Raw genomic sequence first — 24,869 nt, forward strand, 5'->3', positions numbered from 1 at the left:
ACACGCTTTTTTGTCGAATAGAGTTCTTATCCCATCATGCAGAGGTGGCCACATGCTGAGAAAACAGTCGGCCGAAGGCCGTTACCAGCTTACCGTTGTTTCGTTGGACGAATTGGTTCCTCAGGATCACCTGGTCCGCAAAATCGAAAACGCCATCGATTTCTCGTTTATCTATGACCTGGTGGAAGATCGTTATTGCCCAGACAACGGAAGACCCAGCATCGATCCCGTTGTCCTCATCAAAATGGTGCTCATCCAGTATCTGTTCGGCATCCGTTCCATGCGTCAAACCATCAAGGAAATCGAAACCAATCTCGCCTATCGGTGGTTTTTGGGATACGATCTCACCCAGCCCATTCCCCATTTCACGACGTTTGGAAAAAACTATGTCCGCCGATTCAAGGGTACCGACCTGTTTGAAAAGATCTTTACGCGCATTCTCGAAGAAGCCTGCCATCACGGGCTTGTGGACCCTTCCGTTCTGTATATTGATTCCACCCATGTCAAAGCCAACGCCAACAAGAGAAAATTCATCAAGCGGCTCGTTCAGGAAGAAGGAAAAAAATATCAAGAACTTCTGGAAGAGGAAATCAACCAGGACCGCGTAGCGCATGGGAAAAAGCCGTTGCCAAAAAAGTCTAAAGCCGTCTGGAAGGAGGTGAAGCAAAGCACCACTGATCCGGACAGCGGCTGGTTTGTCAAAAACGAAAAGGAACAGACGTTCGCTTACTCCTTCCATGCGGCCAGCGACCAAAACGGCTTTGTCGTCAGTGCCGTCGTCACGGCCGCCAACGTTCATGACAGTCAGGTCTTTTCGGATGTGTTCGAGCAAGCCGTCAAGCATGTCGGAAAACCCAGCGCTGTCGCGGTGGATGCAGGGTATAAAACACCCTATATCAGCAAGTACCTCTTGGACCAACAGGTCCGTCCGGTCATGCCGTATACCCGTCCCCACACAAAAGACGGAAGGTATCGAAAGCAAGATTACGTGTACGATGAGTACTACGATTGCTATCTTTGTCCTGCCGGACAAGTGCTTACCTACGAAACCACGACCCGTGAGGGTTACAGAATCTACCGTTCCGATGCCACGACCTGTCGATCTTGTTCATTCCGCTCCCAGTGCACAGAAAGCCACGACGCGGTTAAGCGTGTGAGCCGCCATATCTGGGCCCATTACATGGAAGAAGTGGAGCACTTGCGCCATACAGAAGTGAATAAACGCCTATATGCACGCCGAAAGGAAACGATTGAGCGTGTATTTGCGGATCTCAAGGAGAAGCATGGCTTGCGTTGGACCACTTTACGTGGGTTGGAAAAAGTGACAATGCAGGCGATGCTTGTTTTTGCTTGCATGAATTTAAAAAAGCTGGCGAATTGGTTATGGAGGTTAGGAAAAACAGGGCGCCATGCCCTTAATTTCTTCTCTTTATTGTTCACAGACGACAAGAAAACTCCCTCGGCTGCGTTGGCACCGAGGGAGTTTGTCTGCAGTCTGAACGCCCCTTCATCCCCCGATGAAGGGGCGTTTTCGTTTGCCGCACGTGCCCAGGACCAACAAAAACCCCCTTCCACGGGGGAAGGGGGCAATGGTTCACTCACCGCCCGATCCGGTCGCGCTTGCGCTCCCGTTCGAGCTGGCGCAGCTCAACGCGCCGAATCTTCCCGGACGTCGTCTTGGGCAGTTCCGTAACGAACTCGATTTCACGGGGATACTTGTAGGGGGCCGTCAGTTTCTTGACGTGTTCCTGCAGTTCGGCAACCAGTGCGTCCGACGCATCGGCCGGATTTTTCAAGACGACAAACGCCTTGACGATGCTGCCGCGGACCTCGTCCGGGCTGGCCACCACGGCGCATTCCTGTACCGCCGGATGCTTCACCAGCGCGTCCTCCACCTCGAAGGGTCCGATGGTGTACCCAGCGCTGATGATGATGTCGTCGGCGCGGCCCTCAAACCAGAGGTACCCATCCTCGTCCATCCGCGCCTGGTCGCCGGTGACATACCAGTCGCCGCGGAAGGCTTGCGCGGTGCGCTCGGGATCGTTGTAATACCCCTTGAACAGGGCCGGCGCGCTGCGGTGCACGGCGATGTCCCCGACCACTCCCGGCGGCACCGGATTGCCGTCCTCGTCAATGATAGCCATCCGGGCCGCCGGCGTCGGTTTGCCCATCGAGCCGGGCCTCACCTCCATGCCCACCATCGTGGCCACGAGCAGCGTGTTCTCGGTTTGGCCGTACCCGTCGCGCACCTGCACGCCGAAATGGCGCCGGAACGTGTCGATCACTTCACGGTTGAGCGGCTCGCCGGCGCTCACCGCGCTGCGCAGGTACAAACGGAACCGCTCCAGGTTGTCCACTTTGGCCATGAGGCGATACTCAGTGGGCGTACAGCATAACACGTTGATGCGATACTTTTCAAGAAGTTGCAAATACTTTTCCGGCTCGAACCGCCCATGATAGGCGAATCCCGCTGCACCCGAAGCCAGCGTGGAGACAAACGGGCTCCACAGCCACTTGGCCCACCCGGGACTGGCCGTGGCCCACACGATGTCGGTGTCGCGGATGTCGAGCCAGTACGTGGCCGCGATGGCGCGATGGGCATAGGCCCATCCGTGGGTGTGCATGACGCCCTTCGGGTTCCCCGTGGTGCCCGAAGTGTAGAGCAGGAAGGCCAGGTCATCGCGGTGCGTCTTTTCCGTTTCGAACGCCACCGGTTGGCCGGTCACGACGTCCTCGTACCGCACCCATCCATGCGCTTCGCCGCCGATCACGACAAAGTGCGTCAGGCTCGGCGCCTCAGCGCGAATGGCATCGACCTCGTCCACAAGTGTTCGATAGGCAATGATGGCTTTGGCCCCCGCGTGGTTGACACGGTACAGGATATCTTTGGCCCGCAAGAGCTCCGAGCCGGGCATGAGCACAGCTCCCAGTTTCAAGCAGGCCAGGTAAGCAACATAGCTCTCCGGAATGCGCGGGAGCAGGATGACAACCTTGTCGCCCTTTTTCACCCCCAGCGCACGCAGACCGTTGGCCAGACGATTGGACTCCTCCTTCAGCTGCCAATACGGGATAATGCGCGTTTCACCCTGGGCGTTCTCCCAATATAGCGCAATCTTGGTGCGATCTTCGGCAAAGCGGTCAATGTCCTGTGCCACGTTGTACCACTCTGGCGCAATCAGGTCCACTTCCGGCGTCGGCGTCACGTTGTTCATTCCTCCTTGTCACGAGATGGGGGATAACTGTTCAACAATGTATATTCGCGAAGGAGTGCCGATCTCCCTGCTTCAGTAATGAAAATATTTTTAACGTTCAAAAACAAAGAACTGCCTGTCGGGAAGAAGGCAGTCCTGTAACAGAAGACCCGGTCAGATGTTCCGTCCGTTCCCGGCCAAGCAGCTCCCCGCGGGTGTTGACCCGGCGGCTTCGCACCTCATGCTGGAGCACACCGGTGGAAACGGTACCAATAAAGGCAGCGGCCAAAGCCGCTGCCGGGGTGGTCCAATCTTATCAGGTTATTGTTGCGGAAAACGACCAGCCAGTTGCTGTTCAGCCAGCGCCACCAGCCGCTTCGTGATTTCCCCGCCCACCGAACCGTTCTGACGGGAGGTGGAATCCGGGCCGAGCTGGACACCAAACTCCTGCGCGATCTCGTATTTCAGCTGGTCCAGCGCTTGGTTCGCTTGAGGCACCACCAGGCGGTTCCGACCACCGCGATTCTGATCAGCCATTTTGGTCACCTCCTTGTGTGGTGGTACCCTTATGATGCGAAGCTGCCGGACACAAAATGCGAAGAAAAAGCTGGTGTCGTTAGGAGAGAACGGTAAGCGCCTTGCTGTACCGGGTCAACACCTCCGCCCCCCGCTCGGTGACCCGGCACATGTCCTCAATGCGCACGCCGCCCCAGCCCGGCACGTACACGCCCGGCTCGACGGTGATCACCATCTCCGCCTCAAGGGCCGCGCTATTCCCCCCGTCGACCGACGGCGGCTCGTGGACGGACAGGCCCACGCCGTGTCCCAGCCGGTGAATGAAGTAGGGGCCGTAACCGGCGTCGTCCAACACCTGCCGGGCCACGCGATCCAGTTCGGCACACGTGATCCCAGGGCGGATCGCCTTCAGCGCCGCTTCCTGAGCGGCTTGCACGGCCTCGTACACCCGGCGCATCCGTTCATCGTCCGCGCCGACGACAAACGTGCGCGTGATGTCGGAATGGTAACCACCCAAGCGAAGGCCAAAGTCGATCAGCAAAAAGCTCCCCGGCTCGATGGGGTGGGCCCCCGGTACCCCGTGGGGCAACGCGGAACGCGCTGCGGACAAGACGAGCGGGGAAAACGCCATGCCGTCTGCACCAGCGCGGCGCGCCTGGTGCTCCAGCTCGTCGGCCAGGTCCCGTTCCGTCATCCCCACACGGAAATGCTGAAGTGCCGCTTCCAAGACGCGGTCCGTCAACTGGGCCACCTGGCGCAACACCTCGATTTCCCGCGCGTCCTTGATCATGCGCAGGCGGCGGACCTGCGGCGCCACGTCCACCCAGCGACGCACGCCCAGCCATTCGCCCAGCTGTTCGGCCCAGGACAGGGAGAGGGCGTGCTTCTCGACCCCCAACGGCCCCTCCCCCCTACCGGCGGCCCCCCGCACCGCTTGTTCAGGCCCTTCGTCGTCGCGGTACGCCCACACGGAAAGACCCGTCGCTTCAGCCGGCTCCCGCTCCAGGGCGGGGACGACGAGCGCCGGCTCCCGGTCCCGAAAGAGAAACAGCCCCACAAAGCGTTCATGGGGTTCGCACCAAAACCCAGTAAAATACCCCACCGTCGCGGGATCGGTCAGCAGCACCCGGTCGGGCAGCTGCGCGCCGCCTTGTTGCCAAAACCGTTTCACGCGATCCATCGGCTTCCCTCCCTTGGCGTTCGCTCTTTCTTTTCCACGCCGAGAAAGGGAAGTCCTGCCTTCGCCATTACCGGGAGGGGTGCTCGACAGCGTGCGGCACAGGAAGGTGGTTGAGCGCAATGCGCGCCGCATCCCGTGACGAGTGGGGATTGCCCAGCCGTCGGGCCCCTTCGCGCAGGGCGGCCAGCCGCTTGGGGTCGGCCACCAACGCCTGTACCGTCGTCACCGCCTCCTCTACCGTCTCACAAGCCAGCGCGGCCCCGTGCTCGACGAGAAACAAACGGTTGCGCGTCTCCTGCCCAGGGAACGCCTCCAAGAGCACCAAAGGCAGGCCGAGGGCGAGGGCTTCCGACGTCGTCAAGCCGCCCGGTTTGGTGATCATCACGTCGGAGGCGGCCATCAGCTCGTGCATGTTGTGCACGTAGGGGAAGACCACCAGGCGATGGCGGTAGCTCCGGACCAGGGGCGTCAATTCGTCGTACAACGCCCGGTTGTACCCGGTGACGACGAGAACCTGCAGCGGCGCGTCGATCCGCTGGGCCAACTGCTCAAGCAATGCATGGAACGGCCCGATGCCCATTCCCCCGCCCGCCAACAGCAGGGTGAAGCGCTCTTCCGCCAATCCCAAGGCCCGTCGCAACTGGCCGCGGTCAGGCAGATCGGCCACCTCGCCAAACCGCGGATCAATCGGGATGCCGGTCGGAAAAATGCGCTCGGCCGGGATTCCGAAATCGCGCACCAGCTTCTCACGCTGGACGGCTCCGCTGACCAGGTAAAAATCCACATCCTCGTGAACCCAGAACCCGTTGATGTCAAAGTCCGTGATCACCGCCCCAATTCGACAGGACAACCCCATAAGCCGCCGCAGGTGCACCACGGCCCCGATGGCAAAGGCATGGGTGCAGACGATCAAGTCCGGCCGTTCCTGTTCGAGTAGGGGCTTGAGCCGCGCGGCCACCACACGCCCCAGTCGTTCCTTCATCAGCGAGCTCAAGGGGCGTTCCATCTCGTAGGCCCATCCCCACAAGCGTGGGGCCGACTGCAGGGTTTGCCGGTACACCACGCGCGTCAGGTTTTCCAACCGCGGGCTGACGTACGACAGGGCATTGACCACGCGAACCCGGGCCGTCGGCATCAGTTCCTGAATGGCAGCCGCCAGTGAGCGGGCGGCCCGGCTGTGCCCTTCTCCCGCGATCGATTCCGAGAGGATGAGAATGCGAACCGCATCGGTCATCGCCTACCCGAACCCCTTTACGCGTCAAAGGTATCGCCGCAAGAGCTCAGCCGTCGAAATGTATACCCGACGCGTGATCAGAAAGTCGCGTTTCTCCGCCAATCGCTTGGCACCCGATGGATGCATGAGCCAGAGCAAGCCTTTCAGGTAATAATTTTTATACCGGAAATACAAAGTCGGCGGAACATCGCACACGTCAAACCCCAAGCGTTCCGCCCCGCGGTACAGGAAGGTGGTTCCCATCAGGCCCTTGATCTCGGCGCGTCGCGGATGGTTGGCCACGTAACGGGCCAGACCGGGCAGCGAGCGGCGGATCTCCCGCAGGACCGGAATCCCCAGTTGGGTGCCCGGCGCGGCATGCCGCAGCATTTCAGCCAACCGCAGGTTGTGAAGATGCAGCTTCAAAATCCAGTCGCCCGGTTGAATGCGCACGCCATCCCGTGTCGTGAGCGGATCCCCGTGATACCTCAGCAGGACAACGCGAAACAGGTTATCCCCTTTTTTCACGTACTCGAGACGGGTACATCGCTGGTAAACGGCATCCCACCACCGCCATGCGGCCAGCAGTCCACCGTTCATCCCCGTCAACCCTTTCTTCGATCATCATACCCCCATCTCCTAGTATTTACACCCTGCGCCTCGCCCATGCCCGTCGGATCACCAACTCGGCCGGGTGCGCAGCCATCGAGCCACCCAAAACATGGCCACCGCTGCCAAAAGGGGCAGGACCCGATGCCCCAGCTCCCGATACGCCCCCATCCACCGCGACACCCAGGCGTCGTGCACGATCATGTCCACCGCGGTATACACCAGCACGGATGCGCCCAGCACAACCAACAGGGGATAGCGGTTCATCCACCGCGCCACGACGGTGCTGCCCCACATGAGCAGGGGAATGCTCAAGCCAAGGCCAATCAGGATCAGCCACACCTCGCCATGCGCCGCCCCGGCAATCGCCAACACATTGTCCAAGCTCATCACAAAGTCGGCCACAACGATCGTCTTGACCGCCGCACCCAGCGACCGCCCGCCGTCCAAACGGGGATCGGGCTCGTCGTCTTGTTCAACGACGAGCGTTTTCGCCAACCATAATAGCATCACACCGCCCACGGCGGAAAGCAGGGGGATGCGCAGCAAAAAGGTGGCCACCACTGTCAAGGTCACGCGTAACACCACCGCACCGGCACACCCCCACCACACGGCCAAACGGCGCTGGCCGGCGGGGAGATGGCGGCAGGCCATGCCGATCACCACAGCGTTGTCACCGCTCAGCACGATGTCGATGAGCAGGATGTTGACGAGCGCCAGCCCTTCCTCAAGCGCCACACGGTTCCCCTCCGACACCTTACTTCCCACAAAGCGCAGACGACACCAGAAGGCGTTCGGGACGCACAGCCCTGTCCCTACCACTCCTATTCGCCAGCCCGGTGGGTCATGCGTTGCCACCTTCCGACGCCTTGTGCACACAAACGAAAGCGCCTCCCCCGAGCCAACGGGGGAGGCGCTTTCCTCCACACCCACGAAAGGATACCCGTCACGCGCTTGCCGTCTTCTCCCCTTCGGCCACCACCGGGTTGGTCAGTGTTCCAATGCCGTCGATCGTCACCGACACGACATCGCCCGGTTTGATGGGGCCCACGCCCGGCGGCGTTCCGGTCAAGATAACATCGCCCGGCAGGAGCGTCATCACCGCCGTCACCGCCTCGATCAGCTGGTAGACATTAAACACCATCTGCGCCGTGTTCCCTTCCTGGCGCACCTCGCCGTTCACCGTCAGGCGAATGGCCAGATTCATCGGATCCAGTTGGGCGGCGGGCACAATGCCAGGTCCCAGCGGGCAAAAGGTGTCGAAGGATTTGCCCCGCGTCCACTGCCCATCGGCAAACTGCAGGTCACGGGCCGTCACGTCGACGGCGCAGGTGTAGCCGAGGATATACTCCTTCGCTTCGGCCGCCTTCACGTGGCGGGCTCGTTTTTTGATCACCACGGCCAGCTCGGCCTCGTGGTGCACATTCTGGCTCAGCCGCGGGTAAACAATCGGCTCATTCGGCCCGATGACCGCGGTCGAGGGCTTAAGAAACATGAGCGGCTCTTTGGGCAGCTCGCGTCCCATCTCCTTGGCGTGGTCGACATAGTTGACGCCGATGCACACTACCTTGCTCGGTTCGCACGGGGCCAAAAGACGAACCTCCGAAACGGGAAGCTCCTTGCCCGGGATGTAGGGCCGCCCCCCCTCGGCGTAGAAGACGTCGCCAACCACCATGCGCACCTTGTCGTCCACCATCCAGCCGTACCGCACCTTGCCGTTGTGCTCGTAGCGCACCAACATGGCCCCCACTCCTCCCCGGGTGTTTGGTTACAGCAGATCGGCGATCTCGTCGCGCGCGCGCCAGTCCAGCGTCTCCATCTCCGTGCGGGCAATGGCGTCGGCCACCAGCTCATCGACGGGCAGCGCCTGCTCCAGCTCGGCCGCCTCCTCGGGATCGGGCTTGGTTTTGGGATTTTTCGGCACGAAGATCGTGCAGCAGTCTTCGTAGGGGCGGATGGAAATCTCGTAGGTGCCGATGGCCTTGGCCGTCTCCATGATCTCAGCCTTGTCCATGCCCACGAGGGGGCGCAGGACGGGGATGGTGACGACGCGGTTGATCGTGTTGAGGCTCTCCAGCGTCTGGCTGGCCACCTGGCCGAGGCTCTCGCCGGTAGCCAGGGCGAGGGCGCGGCGCTTTTCGGCGATTCCCTGGGCGATGCGCATCATAAACCGGCGCATGATCGTGATGCCGTAGGCCTCGGGCACGTGCTGGCGAATCCGCGTCTGGATCTCCGTAAAGGGCACCACGTGCAGCCGGATCGGTCCACCGTAGCGCGATAGCACCCGCGCCAGGTCGCGCACCTTCTCCAGGGTCTGCTCGCTGGTGAACGGGTAGCTGTGAAAGTGGATCGCCTCCAGCGTCACCCCGCGCTTCAGCATGCGCCAGCCGGCCACGGGGCTGTCGATGCCGCCGGAAAGCAACAGGAGCACCTTCCCGCTGACGCCCACGGGGAGCCCGCCGGGGCCGGGCCGCGACTCGACGTACAAAAACGCCCCCTCCGGGCGCACTTCCACCGCCAGCTCCACGTCGGGCTCGTGCACGTCGACGGTCAGGTTCTCCGTGTTGCGCAGCACGTGGGCGCCGACGAGGTGGTTCAGCTCGTGCGAGGTGTGCGGGAAGTTTTTCACGCTCCGCCGGGCCGCCACCTTAAACGTCCGCGGCGCGGGCGAAAGGGAGCGCATCAGCGCCAACGCCGCCTCCTGGATGGCCGCCAGTTCGAGCGGCGTGCGCACCGCGGGGCTGAAGGAGACCAGCCCGAAAACGCGCTCCAGGCGCTCCGCCACCTCGGCGAAGGGCACATCGCCCAGCTCCACCAGCAGGCGGCCGTAGGCCCGGCGCACACGCAGACCCGGAAAATCGGCCAGCGCCTGCCGCACGTTGGCCAGCAGGCGGTGTTCAAATTGGCCGCGGTTTTTTCCCTTTAGCGCCAGTTCTCCGTACCGCAGCAGAACGACGTCGTACCGCATGGGTCACCCCTTCATCCACGCGAGAAGTTCAGACAGGCGCTTCTCGAGCGCCGCCAGAAAACCGTCCACGTCCCGTTCGGTGGTCTCGTAGCCGAAGCTGACGCGAATGCCGGTCCGCGCCCGCTCTTCGTCGCCGAACATGGCCATCAGCACCCGGCTCGGCTCGTCCTTTTTGGAGGAACAGGCGGACTTGGTCGACAGGAGGTAGCCCTCTTCCTCCAGAGCATGCAGCAGCACCTCGGGCTTGATTCCAGGAACCGAGAAGTTGACGATGTGGGGGGCAGCCTCTTCGTCGCGCTCCGGCGAATTGAGCAGGACGCGGTCGCCCCATGCGCGCAAGCCTGCAACGAGCCGGCGCTTGAGGCGCGCGAAATGATCGGGTTTGGCCGCCTGCTCTTCGCGGATGAGGCGCATGGCCTTGGCCATCCCAACAATGCCGGGCACGTTTTCCGTCCCCGATCGCAGGCCCCCTTCCTGCCCACCGCCGGCCAAGAGGGGAAACAGCGTCACCCCTTCCCGCACGTACAGCAAGCCGACGCCCCGCGGGCCGCGGAGCTTGTGCCCCGTGAGCGACAAGAGGTCAATCCCCCAGCCCTTGGGATCAAGGGGCACCTTCCCAAAGCTCTGCACGGCATCCACATGAAACAGCACCTTGGGATACCGCTTCAAACGGCGGCCGATCTCGGCAATGGGCTGGAGCGAACCCGTCTCGTTGTTCACGTGCATGATGGACACCAAAAGGGTGTCGTCGCGCAGCGCCCGCTCCACGTCGTCCGGCGACACGCGGCCCGTTCGGTCAACGGGCAGGTACGTGACGGAAAAGCCCAGCTCCTCGAGCTGTTTGGCCACGCGGTAAACGGCGGGATGCTCCACCATCGTCGTCACGATGTGCCGCCCGCGGTCGCGGTACTGAAAGGCAACGCCCTTCAGCGCCGCGTTGTTGCTCTCCGTACCGCTCGATGTAAACACGATCTCCCCCGGGCTCACGCCGAGGGCCCGCGCGGCAACTTCGCGGGCCTGCTGGAGCACACGGCCCGCTTCCGCTCCCGCCTTGTGCAACGAGGACGGATTTCCGTAAAAACGTGTCATCGCTTCCGTAACCGCCTTCACCACATCAGGGTGGGGCGGCGTAGTTGCGGCGTGATCCAGGTAGATCATGGTGAAAAACCCCTTGCCTATTGACATTCACTCACCATCTTACCACAATTCTTCCCGCTTGCAAGCAAACCGGCGGCCGTCCCTGATCACGTTCGACTGCGGTCACGGTTTAATGCCAAGGTATTTTTTTGCGATAGGATCTTAAAAAAAACCAGTTGATTTGCAAACGCTTTCAACACATTTTACTTCTTTACAAGTAAAAGATTCGTTGTTAGAATGATCGATAAATTCATGAGATGCGGAGGGGACTGACGATGACCGTGACCGTCGATGTGCAAGTGTTGAAACGTCTGGAAGAGGAAATCGATCGCCTCCATCGAGAAGTGCAACGCATGCTGCAAAACACCGAAGGGTTTGAACCCACCGAGTTGGACACCCTGTTGACCGAGGTGTACAACTAACTCGCGACACGGGCATCCGGCCCGACAGGGAAGCCTCCAGGTTCGTCCCGGAGGCTTTCTTCACGCGAAAAGGGATCGTGCGCTAGAAGAAGAACGGGCGAAGCAAGACTGCACCCAGCAGCGAGATCAAACCCAGGCCGATGGCCCACCAGGCAAGGGTGCGGGCGCCTTGACGATGCCCCACGTATCCGACGATGACACCGGCGGGAGCGAACAGAAACGGAAGCACAAACAGGCTGATCACCGAGAGGATGATACCGGCAATCGCCCACCCGCTTCCGTCGGTGCGCTCCGATTGTTCACCCGTGTCCTCCTCACGTCGGGGCGCGGTGGTGGGCACAATCTCGGCAGCCAGTTCCTCGTCGGCGGAATCGCCTGCGCGGGCACGATCGCGAACGTCCGCCTCGCCTTCCGTCCAGCGAGCGCGCGGTTCGTACATGCACATTCCCTCTTTCTGCGTGGTGTACCCCTAGTATGCCGACCCGCCGCCGCAATTATGGCGCCGAGTTTTTGGAGCCGGATCCTTGTCAGCCTTCGGCAATTTCGCTATGCTCCTCCATGAGAGCATCCGCCGGGCCTGGTGAGGAGTGAAGCGTGTGACCCACATTTCTCGCGGTTTGTGCATCGGCATCGACATCGACGGAACGGTGACGAACCCCGCCAGCTTCCTTTCCCACCTCAACCGCGCCTTTGGCAAGCGGCTGTTGTACCCCCAGGTGCGCCAATATGATCTGATTCCCGTGTACCAGGTCACGCCGGAGGCATTCTGGCGCTGGTACGAACGCCATTCAGCGGACGTCTACCGCACGTCACCGCCCAGTCCCTTCGCCCGGGACGTCTTGCGCCGCTTGGCGCGTCATCACACGCTCATCTATATCAGCGCGCGCGAGCCGGAGCACTACGACGTGACGGTACAATGGTTCGAGGCGCATGGCATTCCCTATCACAAGATCATTCTGCTGGGCTCCCACGACAAAGTAGCGGAAGCGCGCCGCCAGCAAGTGGAGCTGTTCCTCGAGGATCGGTATGAAAACGCCTGCGCCTTGGCTGAAGCACTCCAGGTGCCGGTGCTGCTTTTTGATACACCTTACAACCAAGGACCGCTTCCATCCCTTGTGACGCGCATTCGGTCCTGGAGGGAAGTCCCCGCCTACCTGGACGCCCACTTTGGTCGGCCCTGCGCAACCTGATGGGATTGGAAAACCCCGTTCCCGGTTCCCGGAACGGGGTTGGTTTGTTCATTGACGGGGCTTAAACGTGTGACAGCACGTATCGCTGCTCGATTGAGCCACGTCCTTGTGGTCGGAGTCAACCTGGATTTCCCCGATTTCTTCCCGGAACGAAGCGCGTGCGTGGCGGTCAATCTCCACCATGATGGCATCGGCGGTGCAGATGTTTCCGCTGCCCCAGTAGGTGCAGTTCGAAACGCTGCATTTGACAACGGGCATTCCGATCACCCCCTGAAGCTAGCGTACCCGGTTTCCCTCCTTCGCATACGGACACCACCCGCCGATCCTAGCCGGGAAACTTTCCTTACGTTGGTTTTCACAAAACGTTAACAGTCACGCCCAAGCGAATCTGCTATTGTAAGGGAGGGGTAACACCAAAATCCCCTTCCTCGTCTTCCTCACCGACTTGGCCCCGCCTGCATGGCGGGGCCTTCTTGTTTCCTCACCGCTTCCCCTTCACCGACTCCGCTTCCAAGTATGCCAGCGCCACCCCCACCATCATCTGCACCCCAATCGGCAGCACCGCTTCATCGATTGTGAAGCGAGGGTGGTGGTGCGGATAGCGCGCCATCTCCCCGTTCATGCCAATAAAGAAATAGCATCCCGGCCTTTGCTGCAGATAGTAGGCAAAGTCCTCTCCACCCATCGACGGCTCCGCCTCGACAACGCGCTCGGGACCGACCACCTGCTCGGCCACGCGGCGAACCAGATCGGCCATGGCCGCATCATTGACCACCGCCGGATCGCCAAAGGTGTACATCACCTCGGCCGTCGCCCCGTGGGCCACACACACCCCGTCGACCACCCGACGCAGCCGCTCGGCAATGAGACGGCGAACAGGCTCGCGAAAGGTCCGCACGGTACCGGCCAGCGTCGCCGAATCGGGAATGACGTTGTAGCCCTCCCCCGCCTGCACGGACCCGACGCTGACGACGGCCGGCTCGAGGGGGGAAACATTCCGGCTGACCACCGTTTGCATACATTGGATGACAGCGGCGGCCACCACAACGGGGTCAACCGTCTCGTGGGGCATCGACCCGTGGCCCCCTCTCCCCTGGATGCGCACCGTGAACCTGTCGGCAGCAGCCATCAGCGGGCCGGCCTTCACCCCCACAGTGCCTTTGGGCTGGGACTGCCACAGGTGCAGCCCGAAAATGGCGTCCACGTCGTCCAAGACGCCCTGTTCCACCAGAAACCGAGCCCCGCCGGGCACCGCCTCTTCGGCGTGCTGGAAAATGAATTTCACCGTCCCGGCCAACTCGGCCCGCCGTTCGGCCAGGATGCGTGCCGCGGTGAGCAGAATCGCCGTGTGGCCGTCGTGGCCGCATGCGTGCATGATGCCCGGCCGTGTGGAAGCGTAGGGCAGGCCCGTCTCCTCCTGCACGGGAAGGGCATCGAGGTCCGCGCGCAGGGCGACAGTTGGGCCCGGCCGATCGCCGCGCACATACCCGATGACGTGGTTGTTCCCGTAGGCCATGGTTTCCACGCCCCACGCTTCCAAGTGCGACCGAACAAAGCGCGCCGTTTCCACTTCCTCATGGGACAGCTCGGGGTGCGCGTGGAGGTGACGCCGCACCGCCACCGTCCACGCCTGCAAGCTCGGATCCCCCCACAGCCAGTTGGTCACCACGTGGGCCTCCCCTCCCCCGTTTCTCACCGGTTTGCTGTTCGCCGTTCAAAGGAGCGCCGCCGCCCCTCGGCCTCGTGCAAGACCACCTGCGCGAGCGCCTCGGCCTGTGCGAAATCAAGGGCGCGAAACGCTTCTTCCGCTTCCTTGAGCATCTCTTCCCAACGCGGATGGGCCCCGCGATACCGATTGGCCCGACAGATGGCCGTCTCCGCTCGGCGATATCCTTCCAACAGCCCCTCCACCGCCTGCTCCCACGCGCGCACCTGCTTCATCAGGGTGTCGGCCTGCTGCTGCACCGCCTCCACGTCGAGGGGGACGCTGCGCAACTCGGCCTGCAGCTGGCGGAGGGCTGCACGCGCTTCCCGCAAGGTGACGTCCATCCCTTGGGGAAGGGGTAAAAATGCGCGTTCCAGGTCCTGCGTCCGGCGGTGCAGGATGCGTTCCATCTCGATCACCGCCTGCCGCACCGCCCGCTCCCCCTTGCGCATATCCCCAAGCCGCCGGAGCAAGGCGTCCCCTTCGCGCAGCAGGGCGTCGACGGCCTGCGCGGCATCGGTCAGGAGGGCCTGCGCGGCGCGAAACCGCTGCGTTTCCGGGCCGGCCAACAGTGCGGCACTGGCCAGCTTTTCGGCGATGTGTTCCGCTTCCGCCCGCAGCCGCGCGTAGGTGTCGAATACCTCCCCCTCCGAGAGGCAGTAGATGTGCCGCAGGGCGGCCAGTTCCTCTTCCACGGAAGCAAGAAGCTCCTCGGCGCGGTGCAAGCGGGCCTCCACCTCCGGCTGCTGTTCGCCGACGGTCCTCTGCAGCGTCTGCTCCTCCTCCAGCTGTGCCGACAGCTTTTCCACCGCTTCGCGCAGTGCAGGAAGAAGAAGGGTCACCTGTTCGGCGTTCCCCGCTTCCCACGCCTGCACAAGCCGGTTTTCCTGGTCGGAAATGTCGGCAAGGATCGCTTCCGGGGACCATTCCGTAAAGCGATACCCGGCCTGTTGCAGCATGCGGTAGGTGGCCTCCACGCTGCGCAGCGCGTTCACCAGCTCGTCCATCGCGCCGCGGTTGCGGCAAAGGGTTTCGCCGTCCGCCACTACGCGCCGGAACGCTTCCCTTGCCTCGCGCACCGCCGCCTCGGCGGCCAGGCTATCCCCTATAGCGGCATCGCGTTCCGCCTCGGCCAGCCGTTGGTTTCCCGCTTCCCATGCCTCTGCCAGGGCCGTCAGGGGGGATCCCGTCTCCTGCCGCACCGCCTCAAGCGCGTCGCCGGCGGCGCGGGCCTCCTCCGCTGCGCGCACCAACGCCTCCTTCACCTGCTCGGCCACCTCGCGCAGCCGGGTCGAAACCTCAAGCAGCCGGCGGCCCTCCTCCTCGAGCGCACTCCCCTCTTGCGCCGCCCTCCGCACGCCGCGCAGCGCCCGCACCAGGCGGAAGCGCTCGCCGGCGTCCTCGATGTCGTCCAGCATCCCGTCCAGCGCCGCCGCCTGCTCCATCCACGCCGCTTGCGCACGGCACCACTCCGCCCAGGCCGACGCCGTCTGGCCGGCCAAGGCAGCCGGATGTGCCCGCGCTGCGGCATCCAGCTCGGCGCGTACGGCGGCCAAGTGCGCCCGGTGCCGCGCCACGGCGCGCCGCACCCCCTGGCGCACCGCCAACATCGCCCCGCTTGCAGCGGCCCCCACCGCCGACGCGGCAAGCAGGACAACGCCCCAATTCAACCGGTTGGACGGGTCGGTAGCATTGGGGACCGCCCCGTGCGCCGGATTGGCCGCAACGGCCAGCTGCGCCGTGTCGTCCAGTATCGCTTGCAAAAACGCGGCCACCCCAGCGGCGATTTCGTTCTGCTTTTCATAAGGATCGAAAAAGATGCGCCGTTTTTCGGCCAGCCACTCCGCCGACAATCCCGCGCCCGACAGCGCCGATCCCGCAAAGACGCCCAGGGCGCCGCGCTGCGCGTCGACCGCCACCAAGAGGTGATGCGGGCCGAGACCATAGGCGGCAAACGCGTTACGCGCAAACGCGTCGGGCGCCTGACGGTTCATTGTCGGCACGACGACGACGGTGACCGGATACGGAAAGGCGCGGATCAGATCTTCTAGTTGTTTCCGTTCCGGCGTGGAAAACAGGCGGGCCTCATCCAAGACGGACCGGTCTTGCCACGGCGGCAGCGCTTGCGCCGAGGCATGGACACAGAAAAACGCGACAACCATCGCCAACGCGAGAAGGACCGCTCGTCGCTTCACGGCCATCGCTCCTGTTCCTGTCCCGTCTCCCACAGACCCCTGCAGCCTTGGTTGGGGGAAAGAAGAAAAAGACCGCGCGATTGGCGGTCCGATTCTCTCAGCTCAGCTTCGCCATCAGCTCCAGAAATCCGAAGCCCAATCCGGTGATCGCCCCGAGAATCGACATCACCACGCCCAGCACATTCTTTTCCCGCGCCTGGCGAAAGACGGACCACACGCAGACCGCACCAATGAGCAGAAACAGGATTTCCAGCACCGGCATGGGTTTCGCCTCCTCGCAACTCCTTGCCCGTTCTTCGCAAAAGCCATACGCACGTGTCTATTTTACGATGGATGGCCACACCCACGCAACGGGCGCGTCCGACACTACTGTGACAAAGGATTGGCAGGCAGGTCGCGTCGGGCGTTGAACGCCGCGGATCGACGGCAACGCGCAGCTTCATCGCGTCGACGGCGCGCACGAGAGCAGCGGGATGCCAGTACCTCGTCGCCCTTGTCGACGTATCCATTGAACCGAATGCGGGTCAGGTCGTGGAGCGTCTGGTTGCGCTGCAGTGTCGTGGTGCCGTCCTCGCCGCCAGGCATAGCCTATCCGCGAAGAAGGCGCTCCATGCCCAACGATCAGCGACGCACCGCCGTGGACAGCCACACGTAGCGATTCAGCCGTTCAAACGACACGGCAAAACCGGCGCGGCGATAGAGGGTCTCGAGCACCGGAAGGGTGGGATAGAACTCCGTCTCCAGGTCCTGCAGCAACTGGATGTACCCCTTGCGCCGCGCTTCGTCGATGAACGCACGGCGTTCATCCTCGCTGGCAAACACCGTGTCGGCGAAAACCACCTTTCCGCCCGGAGCCAGGCGTGCGGCCATCTGGGTCAGCGCCCTCTCCTTCTCCTCGTCGGTCAAGTGATGAAAGGCATACGTGCTGACAAACGCCTCAACCCGCTCGTCGGAAAGGGGCAGGTGCAGGAAATCGCCGTCCCGCAAGTCGAGCGGGGGCAGCTTGCGCTTGGCCTGCTGGCGCATCTCCCTCGACGGCTCGACGCCGATGACCTGGTAGCCGCGCATCAGCAGCTCGCGTGTCAGGTTGCCCGTGCCCACCCCGATTTCCACCACCACCGAACCGGCCGGCAGACCCACCTCGCCGGCCACGCGGGCGAGAATGCGATCATACCCGGCGAACACTTCGGCGTATTCCCCCGTCGGATCGGTGACCGTTTCGTCGTACGTAGCGGCCCATCGGTCAAACAGTTCGTTGAATCGGGCCTCGCTCATCAAGGTCCCTCCTAAATCCCGTAAAAGTTAATCGGATTTTAATCTTTAAGGGGTTTGGCTTCATTGTACGCAAACCCGCTCCCTCCGACAATGGGGAATATCGGGATGCACCCCAGGCAAACCGCTGGTGAAGGACGCCGCTCTGTCCATGTGTCTCCCTGCGAACGAGACCCCCCTCACGACGAACGCGACGCTGCCTGCTGCCGTTCCGCCTCGTCCAGGTGCGAGACGTCGGCCACGGTGAGCACCGTCCACACCCCCGCCTCCCAGCGCACGCGGGTGATGGCCGTGTTGCCGTGCCGCGTCACGCCGGTACCCAGCCGCCCCGCGGTCATCCAGTGCAGCGCGGCGTTCAAAAAGCCGCCATGGCTGACGACAAGCACCGTCGCCCCAACGTGGCGTTCGGCGATGGCCGTTAACACCGTCGCCGCACGATGCTGAAGCGCCTCAAACGGCTCCGCTCCGACGGCCGCAAGCCGCGGGTCTTCCAGCGGTACCCCCTCCATCAGCCCGATTTCGGCTATCGTCTTCCCTTCCCAGTCGCCCAGGCACCGTTCGCGCAGCTGGGGCAGCGGGATCACCGCCTTTCCGACGGCGCGGGCCACCGCCTCCGCCGTCTCGCGGGCCCGCATGAGATCGCTGCTGTAGATGGCGGCAAAGGGGACGGTCGCAAGCCGCCGGGCCAGCACCTCGGCCTGCCACTTCCCCTGCGGGCTCAGCGGCACGTCGCGGTGACCTTGGATGCGCCGTTCACGGTTCCACAACGTCTCCCCATGGCGAACCAAATAGAGCTCTGTGGTCATCGTGCGCATCACTCCCATCGGCGTTTGCTCTCTATTGTAGTCAAAACCAACTCGTCGGAAGCCGCTTTTCTGTCGTGCCATCCTCGGCTCTAAGTCAATAACTGTGGATGGGAGGTCAACCAAGCCAAGGGTATAAAAGCGAGGAGCATCTTTCGCACATAGATCTCACGGTTACGGAAGCCGTAGCTGATTCGTTTGAGCAGCTTGATCTTGGTGTGCACGCCCTCCGTGTAGCCGTTTGAAACACGCCAGGTGTGGTAGGCCAGAATCGCCTCGCGCCAGCGGCGGAGCGTGCGTCCCCACTGCAGGAGCGCGGCATCGCTTGCCGACTGGGTCTCAAAGATCACGCGGTCCAGGATGGCTGCGGCTTCGTCTCGATTGGAAGCACGGTAAACGTCTCGCAGCTGCTCCTTGACCCAGTGAAAGTGGGCCACGTTCTTGTGATGCTTCCGAATGGCGGCAAGCTGGGCAGCTTGGCGTTCGGTGAGGTCGTCCTCGTTCTTCAAAAGCGGCCAGCGCCTCAGGCGTACCCCGGTCACCTGCTGTTCCACAAGCCGTGCTTCGTCAACCCGCCGATTCGCGTCCTGGATGACGTGGAACGGATCCGCCACGATGACAGCGCCGGGCAAAGCGCGCTTCACGGCATGGCGCCAAGCATCCTTCAGGTCGATGCACACGGCCCGAATCCGCCGACGAACCGTCTCCGGCAGCTGGCGCAAAAAGCGCTCCAGTGTTTTCATGCGGTCATCCGGCAAGATGGCCAAAAGGCACCGTTTTGGCCACACGCATGTGACCGTAACCATCATGTCACGGCCACGATAGCTGTGTTCATCAATGCTAAGCACGAAGGCATCGACATCCCGGAGGGCTTCCTCGAGATTTACCTGCTGACCTACGTACCGAAGGAGCAGACGGCGCAAGGTGCTGGCACTTGTCCCGCTTTCCTGGGCGGCACGACGGAAACTGCCCGCTTTCAGGCGCTGGAGCAAAAGGGCTTCGGCCCGTTCGGTCCTGCGTGCCCAGGGGCGAATACCAGGAAAGCGTTCGGTGAACACTTTTCGACAGGCCGTGCACTGGAAGCGCCGGGGACGTACCCAGAGGTAAACCGGTTTCTCGTTGCACCAGGTGTGCAGCTTCCGTTTCCATTCACGTGCACGATCGTAGACGCGGCGTGTCAGCTGTCCACAATCCGGACACCGCGCTTCCTTACGCGGCCGACCTGCGTAGACGTGGATGCTGTCGGATTGATGGACGGTACGGTAAACAATCCACGATTGTAAGCCGAACATTTCTGCGGTAAGCTTGTTCATAGGCGGTCGCGAGCCTCCTTCGGGATGTGGTGTGCTTAACTATCCCTTGGCTTGTCGACCGCCTTTTCCTCTTAGAACCCACACTTTTTAGCGTAGAGCCGCCATCCTCTTGACAACCCTTCCAATCCGCGCTAATATGCATTTGTTGTAGGGTAGCAATGATTGAGGGTAAAAACGGTGCGGAGTGGAGTTCGGACCCTTGCCGGCCCAGCGGCTGACTGGGAAACCAGGTGGCCGGGAGGTTGCACGATGCGGAACGCTACCGTCCGACGTTCGTGTAGAAAAAGTCCGGACTCGCCCACCGGAAGGACCCTCCAATCTACAGCAAAGGAGACGGTTTGAATGGCACGGTACACGGGACCTCGTTGGAAACTCAGCCGCCGTCTGGGCATCTCCCTCAGCGGGACGGGCAAAGAGCTGAAACGCCCTTATCCGCCGGGGCAGCACGGTCCGGGGCAGCGTCGTAAGCTGAGCGAGTACGGCATTCGCCTCATGGAGAAACAAAAGCTTCGCCACATGTACGGCCTCACGGAGCGGCAGTTCCGCCGCACCTTTGAGCGGGCCCAAAAGATGCCCGGCGCGACGGGGGAAAACTTCATGATCCTCCTCGAGTCGCGCCTCGACAACCTGGTGTACCGCCTGGGCTTCGCCCGTACCCGTCCGGCGGCCCGGCAGCTGGTGACGCACGGTCACGTGACGGTGAACGGCAAGAAGGTGGACATCCCGTCCTACCAGGTGAAGCCGGGCGACGTGATCGGGCTGCGCGAAAAAAGCCGCAACCTTCAAGTCGTGAAGGAAGCGCTGGAAAACCGCGCGTACCTGCCGGACTATCTGTCCTTCGATGAAAACAAGATGGAAGGCACCTACCTGCGCTATCCGGAACGCTCCGAGTTGCCGCAGGAAATCAACGAAAAGCTGATTGTCGAGTTCTACTCGCGGTAAGCACGACGCCCTCCCTTCTACGGCAAAGCGAAGGGAGGGCGTTTTTGTGCTTCCCTTCCGGCGCGGTGGGTTCTGCCCGGCCGCCCTGTGCCTCACGCGGCGTGAACCAAGGCTCGATTTATCCTTATCCCGCCTTGGCTTGGCGCCTTTCGAGTTCCGCCACCACCTGCCGATGCTGGTGATCGTCAAACTCCTTCTCCATTTTCGCCACCACCACCGTGGCCACGCCGTTGCCGATGAGATTGGTGATGGCCCGCGCCTCGGACATAAAGCGATCCACGCCAATGAGCAGGGTCAAACCCTCGAGGGGCACCATTGGAAAGGCCGCCAATGTCGCCGCCAACGTGACAAATCCTGAACCCGTAACCCCCGCCGCTCCCTTGGACGTCAGCATCAACACGCCCAGCAACGTCAGCTGCTGCCACAGCGACAGGTCAATGCCGTAGGCCTGGGCGATAAACAGGGCGGCCATGGACAGATAGATGGAGGTACCGTCCAGGTTAAAGGAATATCCCGTCGGGAGCACCAGCCCCACCACGGAACGCGAACATCCGTAGCGTTCCAGTTTCTCCATCAGTCGCGGCAAGGCCGACTCAGATGAGGACGTTCCCAACACCAACAAAATCTCGTCTTTGATGTATCGGATGAACGACAGGATGCGGAAGCCGTACATACGGGCGATGGCGCCCAGGACGAGAAGAATGAAGAAGAACATGGTCAGGTACACGCACGCCATCAACTTGCCCAGCGACTGCAGCGAATCAATCCCAAACTTGCCGATGGTGTACGCCATCGCGCCGAACGCCCCAATGGGGGAAAACCGCATCACGATGTTCACCACGCCGAAAAACGCCTCGTTGAGCCGTTCAAACAGCTGCGTCACCGGCTTGGCACGCTCGCCGAGTCGCGCGAGGGCAATGCCGAAAAGGACGGCGAAGAACAGGATAGGCAGCAGGTCGCCCTTGGCCATGGCGGCCACAACGTTGTCGGGGATGATGCTCACCACAAAGTCGACAAAGCCTTGATTGACTTCCTGCGCCTGCTGCGTGTACTGGCTGATGTCTCCCTCCTGTACGGCCGTTCGGTCAACACCGGCACCGGGCTGAATCACGTTGACGACGATCATGCCAATTATGAGGGCAAACGTGGTGACAATCTCAAAGTACAACAGCGCCTTACCGCCAACACGTCCCAACTTCTTCATGTCGCCCATGTTGGCGATGCCCAACACGACGGTGAAAAACACCACGGGTGGGATAATCATCTTGATCATCTTGATGAACACGTCTGCCAGCACCTTCAGGCGGGCCCCCACATCCGGAAAGGCGTAGCCCACCGCGATACCCAACAAGATGGCCAACAACACCTGCACAGTAAGGTTCTGCAACTTGATTCTCTTCCTCACCGAATCTCCTCTCCTTTACCCTGTTTCTAACTCACTTTTCTCATTATAAGAATGCGGGAAATGATTCTCAAACATCGTGTTGGGGACAATGTTCATGTTGATCATACTGTTCGGCTGTTCCGCGGTCCACCCGTGCGTCGCCCTGTGATATGATCGAACCGGGACATCGCATGCTCATCGAACCTGAGAGATCGCCATCACTGCAACCGAACAAGGGAGTGGAAACCGTGAAGGACGCCACACTGCGCTTTGGAGCGCTCGGACTGCTCAGCCTGATCTGGGGCGGGTCGTTTTTTTTCATCAAGATCCTGTTGGAGGCGATGGGACCGCTGTCGGTCGCCTTTTTTCGCACGGCGTTCGGCTTGGCCGCCGTTGCCGCCCTCGTTGCCGTCCTCCGCACGCCCATCCGCTGGCGCGCCATTTCGTGGCCCACCGCCGCCGTCGTCGCCCTCCTGAACACGGCAGTGCCGTGGGCCCTCATCGCCTACGGCGAGACCCGCCTGACCAGCAACCTTACCTCGGTACTCAACGCCAGCACGCCGATCTGGACAGCCCTCGTCGGCCTGTTGGCCTTTCGCCAAACCCTAGCCGGCCTGCAGTGGCTCGGCATCGTCGTCGGTTTTGCCGGGCTCGTCACGGTGGTCGGCCTCGAGCCGGGCCAGGCGGGGAGACACTGGACAGCCTATGCCTCCGTCCTTCTCGCCACCTGGGGGTACGCCCTCAGTTCCCAGCTGGCCAAGCACCGGCTCACCAACCTCTCCCTGTACGAAACGACGGTGGCCACCCTCGTCGTCGGCACGCTCGGCTCCCTCGTCCCCGCCCTTGCATTCGAAGCGGCGACGTGGGCCAATCTCGCGCGCGCCGACCTCCTGCTCACCCTCGTCGGCCTGGGCTGTCTCGGCTCCGGCGTGGCCTACCTGCTGTTTTACTACCTGATCCGCGTCGGCGGCGCCGAGTTTGCCACCCTTGTCACCTACCTTGTGCCCGTCACGGCCATGTTGTGGGGCACGCTCTTCCTCGGCGAACCGCTGACGCCCAACCTGTTTCTCGGGCTGATCCTCATCTTGACCGGCGTCTTTCTTGCCGGACGCAAACCCGGAACAATCGAGTAGAAGGGGGCAGCTAACCCCCGTCCTCTCACACCACCGTACCGTACCGTTCGGTATACGGCGGTTCACAAGGATTGACGAAGCTGAGCGTACAAGTCGGCGAAACTGAAAAGGCTCCGTTCTCGCCAGTAGGCGAGGCCGGTGGCCTTATTCATTTGTGGAGAAAAGAGCCCGGCGCCAGTATCCCTTTCGGGAACCGCTCAGTATTTTCGCCCATTCAGGCGGCAACCCAAGGGCTATCAGGTTTCGACGGATAGTCTTCGGTCTTCTCCATTGCTTTAGGAGGCACATCCGCAACCGCCTTCGGATCCATTCATCCAGGGATTGAAGCGGGCTTGGGGTGTCAATCAAGCGGAAGTAGCCGATCCACCCCCGCAGGTAGGCATTCAGCCGCTCCATTCGCTCCTCCATGTTGACGCTGTGGTTCCGACGGGTGAGGTTTCGGATGTGCGCTTTAAACCGTTTGACGGTTTCCGCCGCCAGGCGGATGCGCGGCGATTTCTCGCTGGTGAACGAGAATACCAGGAATTTTTGCGTTTCCATGGGCGATCCACCGCGCTTTTCTCCAGGTTGACCTTCAGCTATAGCCGTCCCTCGACGACCTTCCGAATGCTAGCCATCACGCGTTCGCCTGCCCGACGGCTTTTCACGTAGATGTAGCAGTCGTCGGCATAGCGAACAAACTTATGGCCGCGTTTCTCCAGTTCCTTGTCCAGGTCATCCAGGAGGATGTTGGCCAGGAGCGGGCTCAACGGACCGCCTTGTGGCGTCCCTTCCTCGCTGCGCACGCACACTCCGCCCGCCATGACGCCAGCCTGGAGGTAGTTCCGAATCAGCTTCAGGACGCGCTTGTCCTTCACCTTGCAGGCGCGGAGCATGTTCTGTCGCTCCACCACCTCTCCATCAGGTTGTCGCCTGCTTCGCGGGGCGGAGTGGCGAGGGGTGCCGGAGAAGGACTCGGCGCTCCTACGGTCCCCCGCGGATTCACCGCTTCCTCCCGTAGGCAGCTCCCTTTCGGGATTTTCGGCTGTCGTCCTTCTCGCGAACCCATGTCGCACCCACCCCTTTCCTTGTGTTCGGCCCTTCCGTCTCCCGGACGTCGCGAGAGACGTACTATGGCCTCTGCTGACTCCTGCCGGTTCAGCCACGCCTTTCGACGCGGGTTACCCGGTAACCGGGCGTACCCGGCAGGCCTCCCCGGGTAAGAGCACTGTCTTTCTCTCCATCTCCCCGCCCCATTTACTGACTGTGCCCTTCGGCGGCAAGGACTTTGTCTTGTTGTGCAGACTGGTCCAAGCACAGGCAGCCTCGTATGGGGTTCCTGTTCGTCGGGCCGGAGGTTTGCCGCCGGCTTCCTTCAGACTCCGCCTCGCGGCGGACGCCCTTGCCTAAAGCTAACGGCTCCTGCCGCCTTCACCGTTCGGGACTTTCACCCTATAGACAGCTCCCATGCCGGGCGCACACAAAAGTAATCCCCACCTGATTACAAGGTGGGGATAGCGTGAACACGAAATACTGAGAGATAGAAAGATTAGCTTCTTGCTTGAAGTCTTCAACTAAAACAATTTGTTAATTATTATTGGAATTGTTTTTTAACTTTTTCACCCGTATTAACCCTGAAATGAATTCACTAATCCCTCCTATCAGAATAATGATGCTAAGAATGAAAGCACTAATACTGTATGGTTGTTTATAATAG

At 61.8% G+C, this 24,869-nt stretch carries 24 protein-coding genes and 1 pseudogene; 5 read left to right on the plus strand and 20 right to left on the minus strand.

Features of this window, described 5'->3' with window-relative positions; all coding sequences use genetic code 11:
• Positions 1-52: 52 nt before the first annotated feature.
• Positions 53-1,393: pseudogene (locus ACYQ0Z_RS11120) on the plus strand (IS1182 family transposase); the annotation flags it as partial.
• A gap of 205 nt (positions 1,394-1,598) precedes the next feature.
• Here ACYQ0Z_RS11120 and mbcS read toward each other — a convergent pair.
• From mbcS to ACYQ0Z_RS11165, 9 genes are all read right to left on the minus strand, one after another.
• Positions 1,599-3,212, minus strand: a complete 1,614-nt coding sequence (mbcS, locus tag ACYQ0Z_RS11125; protein ID WP_459868085.1) for an acyl-CoA synthetase MbcS — start codon at positions 3,210-3,212, stop codon at positions 1,599-1,601.
• Positions 3,213-3,512: 300 nt separating this feature from the next.
• Positions 3,513-3,728, minus strand: a complete 216-nt coding sequence (locus ACYQ0Z_RS11130) for an alpha/beta-type small acid-soluble spore protein (RefSeq protein WP_054669035.1) — start codon at positions 3,726-3,728, stop codon at positions 3,513-3,515.
• 79 nt (positions 3,729-3,807) lie between these two features.
• Entirely contained in the window at positions 3,808-4,887 is a 1,080-nt protein-coding gene (locus tag ACYQ0Z_RS11135; protein ID WP_459868089.1) for a M24 family metallopeptidase, read from the minus strand.
• A 67-nt stretch (positions 4,888-4,954) separates the two neighbouring features.
• Entirely contained in the window at positions 4,955-6,121 is a 1,167-nt protein-coding gene (locus ACYQ0Z_RS11140; RefSeq protein ID WP_459868092.1) for an MGDG synthase family glycosyltransferase, read from the minus strand.
• Between the two features lie 24 nt (positions 6,122-6,145).
• The gene (locus ACYQ0Z_RS11145; protein WP_459868095.1) at positions 6,146-6,700 is read right to left on the minus strand and encodes a YkoP family protein; all 555 of its coding nucleotides are present in this window, start codon (positions 6,698-6,700) and stop codon (positions 6,146-6,148) included.
• 78 nt (positions 6,701-6,778) lie between these two features.
• Positions 6,779-7,447, minus strand: coding sequence for a TerC family protein (locus ACYQ0Z_RS11150; protein ID WP_459868098.1), 669 nt, complete (start codon positions 7,445-7,447; stop codon positions 6,779-6,781).
• A gap of 208 nt (positions 7,448-7,655) precedes the next feature.
• Entirely contained in the window at positions 7,656-8,450 is a 795-nt protein-coding gene (locus tag ACYQ0Z_RS11155; protein WP_459868101.1) for a fumarylacetoacetate hydrolase family protein, read from the minus strand.
• Positions 8,451-8,477: 27 nt separating this feature from the next.
• The gene (thiI, locus tag ACYQ0Z_RS11160; protein WP_459868104.1) at positions 8,478-9,677 is read right to left on the minus strand and encodes a tRNA uracil 4-sulfurtransferase ThiI; all 1,200 of its coding nucleotides are present in this window, start codon (positions 9,675-9,677) and stop codon (positions 8,478-8,480) included.
• Positions 9,678-9,680: 3 nt separating this feature from the next.
• Positions 9,681-10,835, minus strand: a complete 1,155-nt coding sequence (locus ACYQ0Z_RS11165) for a cysteine desulfurase family protein (RefSeq protein ID WP_459868107.1) — start codon at positions 10,833-10,835, stop codon at positions 9,681-9,683.
• A gap of 254 nt (positions 10,836-11,089) precedes the next feature.
• On the opposite strand from ACYQ0Z_RS11165, the gene ACYQ0Z_RS11170 reads away from it, so the two are divergent.
• Positions 11,090-11,236 (plus strand): hypothetical protein, encoded by a 147-nt coding sequence (locus ACYQ0Z_RS11170; protein WP_459868110.1) that lies wholly within the window; start codon positions 11,090-11,092, stop codon positions 11,234-11,236.
• An 82-nt stretch (positions 11,237-11,318) separates the two neighbouring features.
• Here the strand turns inward: ACYQ0Z_RS11170 and ACYQ0Z_RS11175 are convergent, their stop codons facing one another.
• Positions 11,319-11,675 (minus strand): hypothetical protein, encoded by a 357-nt coding sequence (locus tag ACYQ0Z_RS11175; protein ID WP_459868114.1) that lies wholly within the window; start codon positions 11,673-11,675, stop codon positions 11,319-11,321.
• A gap of 157 nt (positions 11,676-11,832) precedes the next feature.
• Here ACYQ0Z_RS11175 and ACYQ0Z_RS11180 point away from each other — a divergent pair, with 157 nt between their 5' ends.
• Entirely contained in the window at positions 11,833-12,426 is a 594-nt protein-coding gene (locus tag ACYQ0Z_RS11180; protein WP_459868117.1) for a 5' nucleotidase, NT5C type, read from the plus strand.
• A gap of 48 nt (positions 12,427-12,474) precedes the next feature.
• On the opposite strand, the gene ACYQ0Z_RS11185 is transcribed toward ACYQ0Z_RS11180, so the two are convergent.
• The 7 genes from ACYQ0Z_RS11185 to ACYQ0Z_RS11215 all read right to left on the minus strand — a co-directional run bounded on the left by ACYQ0Z_RS11185 (position 12,475) and on the right by ACYQ0Z_RS11215 (position 19,714).
• Entirely contained in the window at positions 12,475-12,684 is a 210-nt protein-coding gene (locus tag ACYQ0Z_RS11185) for a DUF1540 domain-containing protein (protein WP_459868120.1), read from the minus strand.
• 223 nt (positions 12,685-12,907) lie between these two features.
• Positions 12,908-14,092, minus strand: a complete 1,185-nt coding sequence (locus ACYQ0Z_RS11190; RefSeq protein WP_459868123.1) for a M20 metallopeptidase family protein — start codon at positions 14,090-14,092, stop codon at positions 12,908-12,910.
• Positions 14,093-14,118: 26 nt separating this feature from the next.
• The gene (locus tag ACYQ0Z_RS11195) at positions 14,119-16,326 is read right to left on the minus strand and encodes a septation ring formation regulator EzrA (protein WP_459868126.1); all 2,208 of its coding nucleotides are present in this window, start codon (positions 16,324-16,326) and stop codon (positions 14,119-14,121) included.
• Between the two features lie 97 nt (positions 16,327-16,423).
• A complete protein-coding gene (locus tag ACYQ0Z_RS11200; RefSeq protein ID WP_459868129.1) occupies positions 16,424-16,588 on the minus strand; it encodes a DUF2759 family protein in 165 nt (54 codons plus the stop codon).
• Positions 16,589-16,947: 359 nt separating this feature from the next.
• Positions 16,948-17,601, minus strand: coding sequence for a class I SAM-dependent methyltransferase (locus tag ACYQ0Z_RS11205; protein WP_459868132.1), 654 nt, complete (start codon positions 17,599-17,601; stop codon positions 16,948-16,950).
• A gap of 176 nt (positions 17,602-17,777) precedes the next feature.
• Positions 17,778-18,422: a histidine phosphatase family protein gene (locus tag ACYQ0Z_RS11210; protein ID WP_459868135.1), complete on the minus strand. Its 645-nt coding sequence runs from the start codon at positions 18,420-18,422 to the stop codon at positions 17,778-17,780.
• A 71-nt stretch (positions 18,423-18,493) separates the two neighbouring features.
• Complete coding sequence (locus ACYQ0Z_RS11215; RefSeq protein WP_459864201.1) at positions 18,494-19,714, minus strand: ISL3 family transposase; 1,221 nt, start codon at positions 19,712-19,714, stop codon at positions 18,494-18,496.
• A gap of 342 nt (positions 19,715-20,056) precedes the next feature.
• Here ACYQ0Z_RS11215 and rpsD point away from each other — a divergent pair, with 342 nt between their 5' ends.
• Positions 20,057-20,656 carry a 30S ribosomal protein S4 gene (rpsD, locus tag ACYQ0Z_RS11220; RefSeq protein WP_054671022.1) on the plus strand — a complete coding sequence of 200 codons (600 nt, stop codon included), beginning with the start codon at positions 20,057-20,059 and terminating at the stop codon, positions 20,654-20,656.
• Between the two features lie 124 nt (positions 20,657-20,780).
• On the opposite strand, the gene ACYQ0Z_RS11225 is transcribed toward rpsD, so the two are convergent.
• Positions 20,781-22,061 carry a dicarboxylate/amino acid:cation symporter gene (locus ACYQ0Z_RS11225; protein ID WP_459868140.1) on the minus strand — a complete coding sequence of 427 codons (1,281 nt, stop codon included), beginning with the start codon at positions 22,059-22,061 and terminating at the stop codon, positions 20,781-20,783.
• A 227-nt stretch (positions 22,062-22,288) separates the two neighbouring features.
• Between ACYQ0Z_RS11225 and ACYQ0Z_RS11230 the strand changes: the two genes are divergently transcribed.
• Positions 22,289-23,173 carry a DMT family transporter gene (locus ACYQ0Z_RS11230; protein WP_459868143.1) on the plus strand — a complete coding sequence of 295 codons (885 nt, stop codon included), beginning with the start codon at positions 22,289-22,291 and terminating at the stop codon, positions 23,171-23,173.
• A gap of 144 nt (positions 23,174-23,317) precedes the next feature.
• On the opposite strand, the gene ACYQ0Z_RS11235 is transcribed toward ACYQ0Z_RS11230, so the two are convergent.
• On the minus strand, positions 23,318-23,713 hold the full coding sequence (locus ACYQ0Z_RS11235; RefSeq protein ID WP_459868146.1) for a group II intron maturase-specific domain-containing protein: 396 nt from the start codon (positions 23,711-23,713) through the stop codon (positions 23,318-23,320).
• 38 nt (positions 23,714-23,751) lie between these two features.
• Entirely contained in the window at positions 23,752-24,063 is a 312-nt protein-coding gene (locus tag ACYQ0Z_RS11240) for a reverse transcriptase domain-containing protein (RefSeq protein WP_459868149.1), read from the minus strand.
• Positions 24,064-24,869 lie beyond the last annotated feature (806 nt).

This window comes from Calditerricola yamamurae (assembly GCF_054654135.1).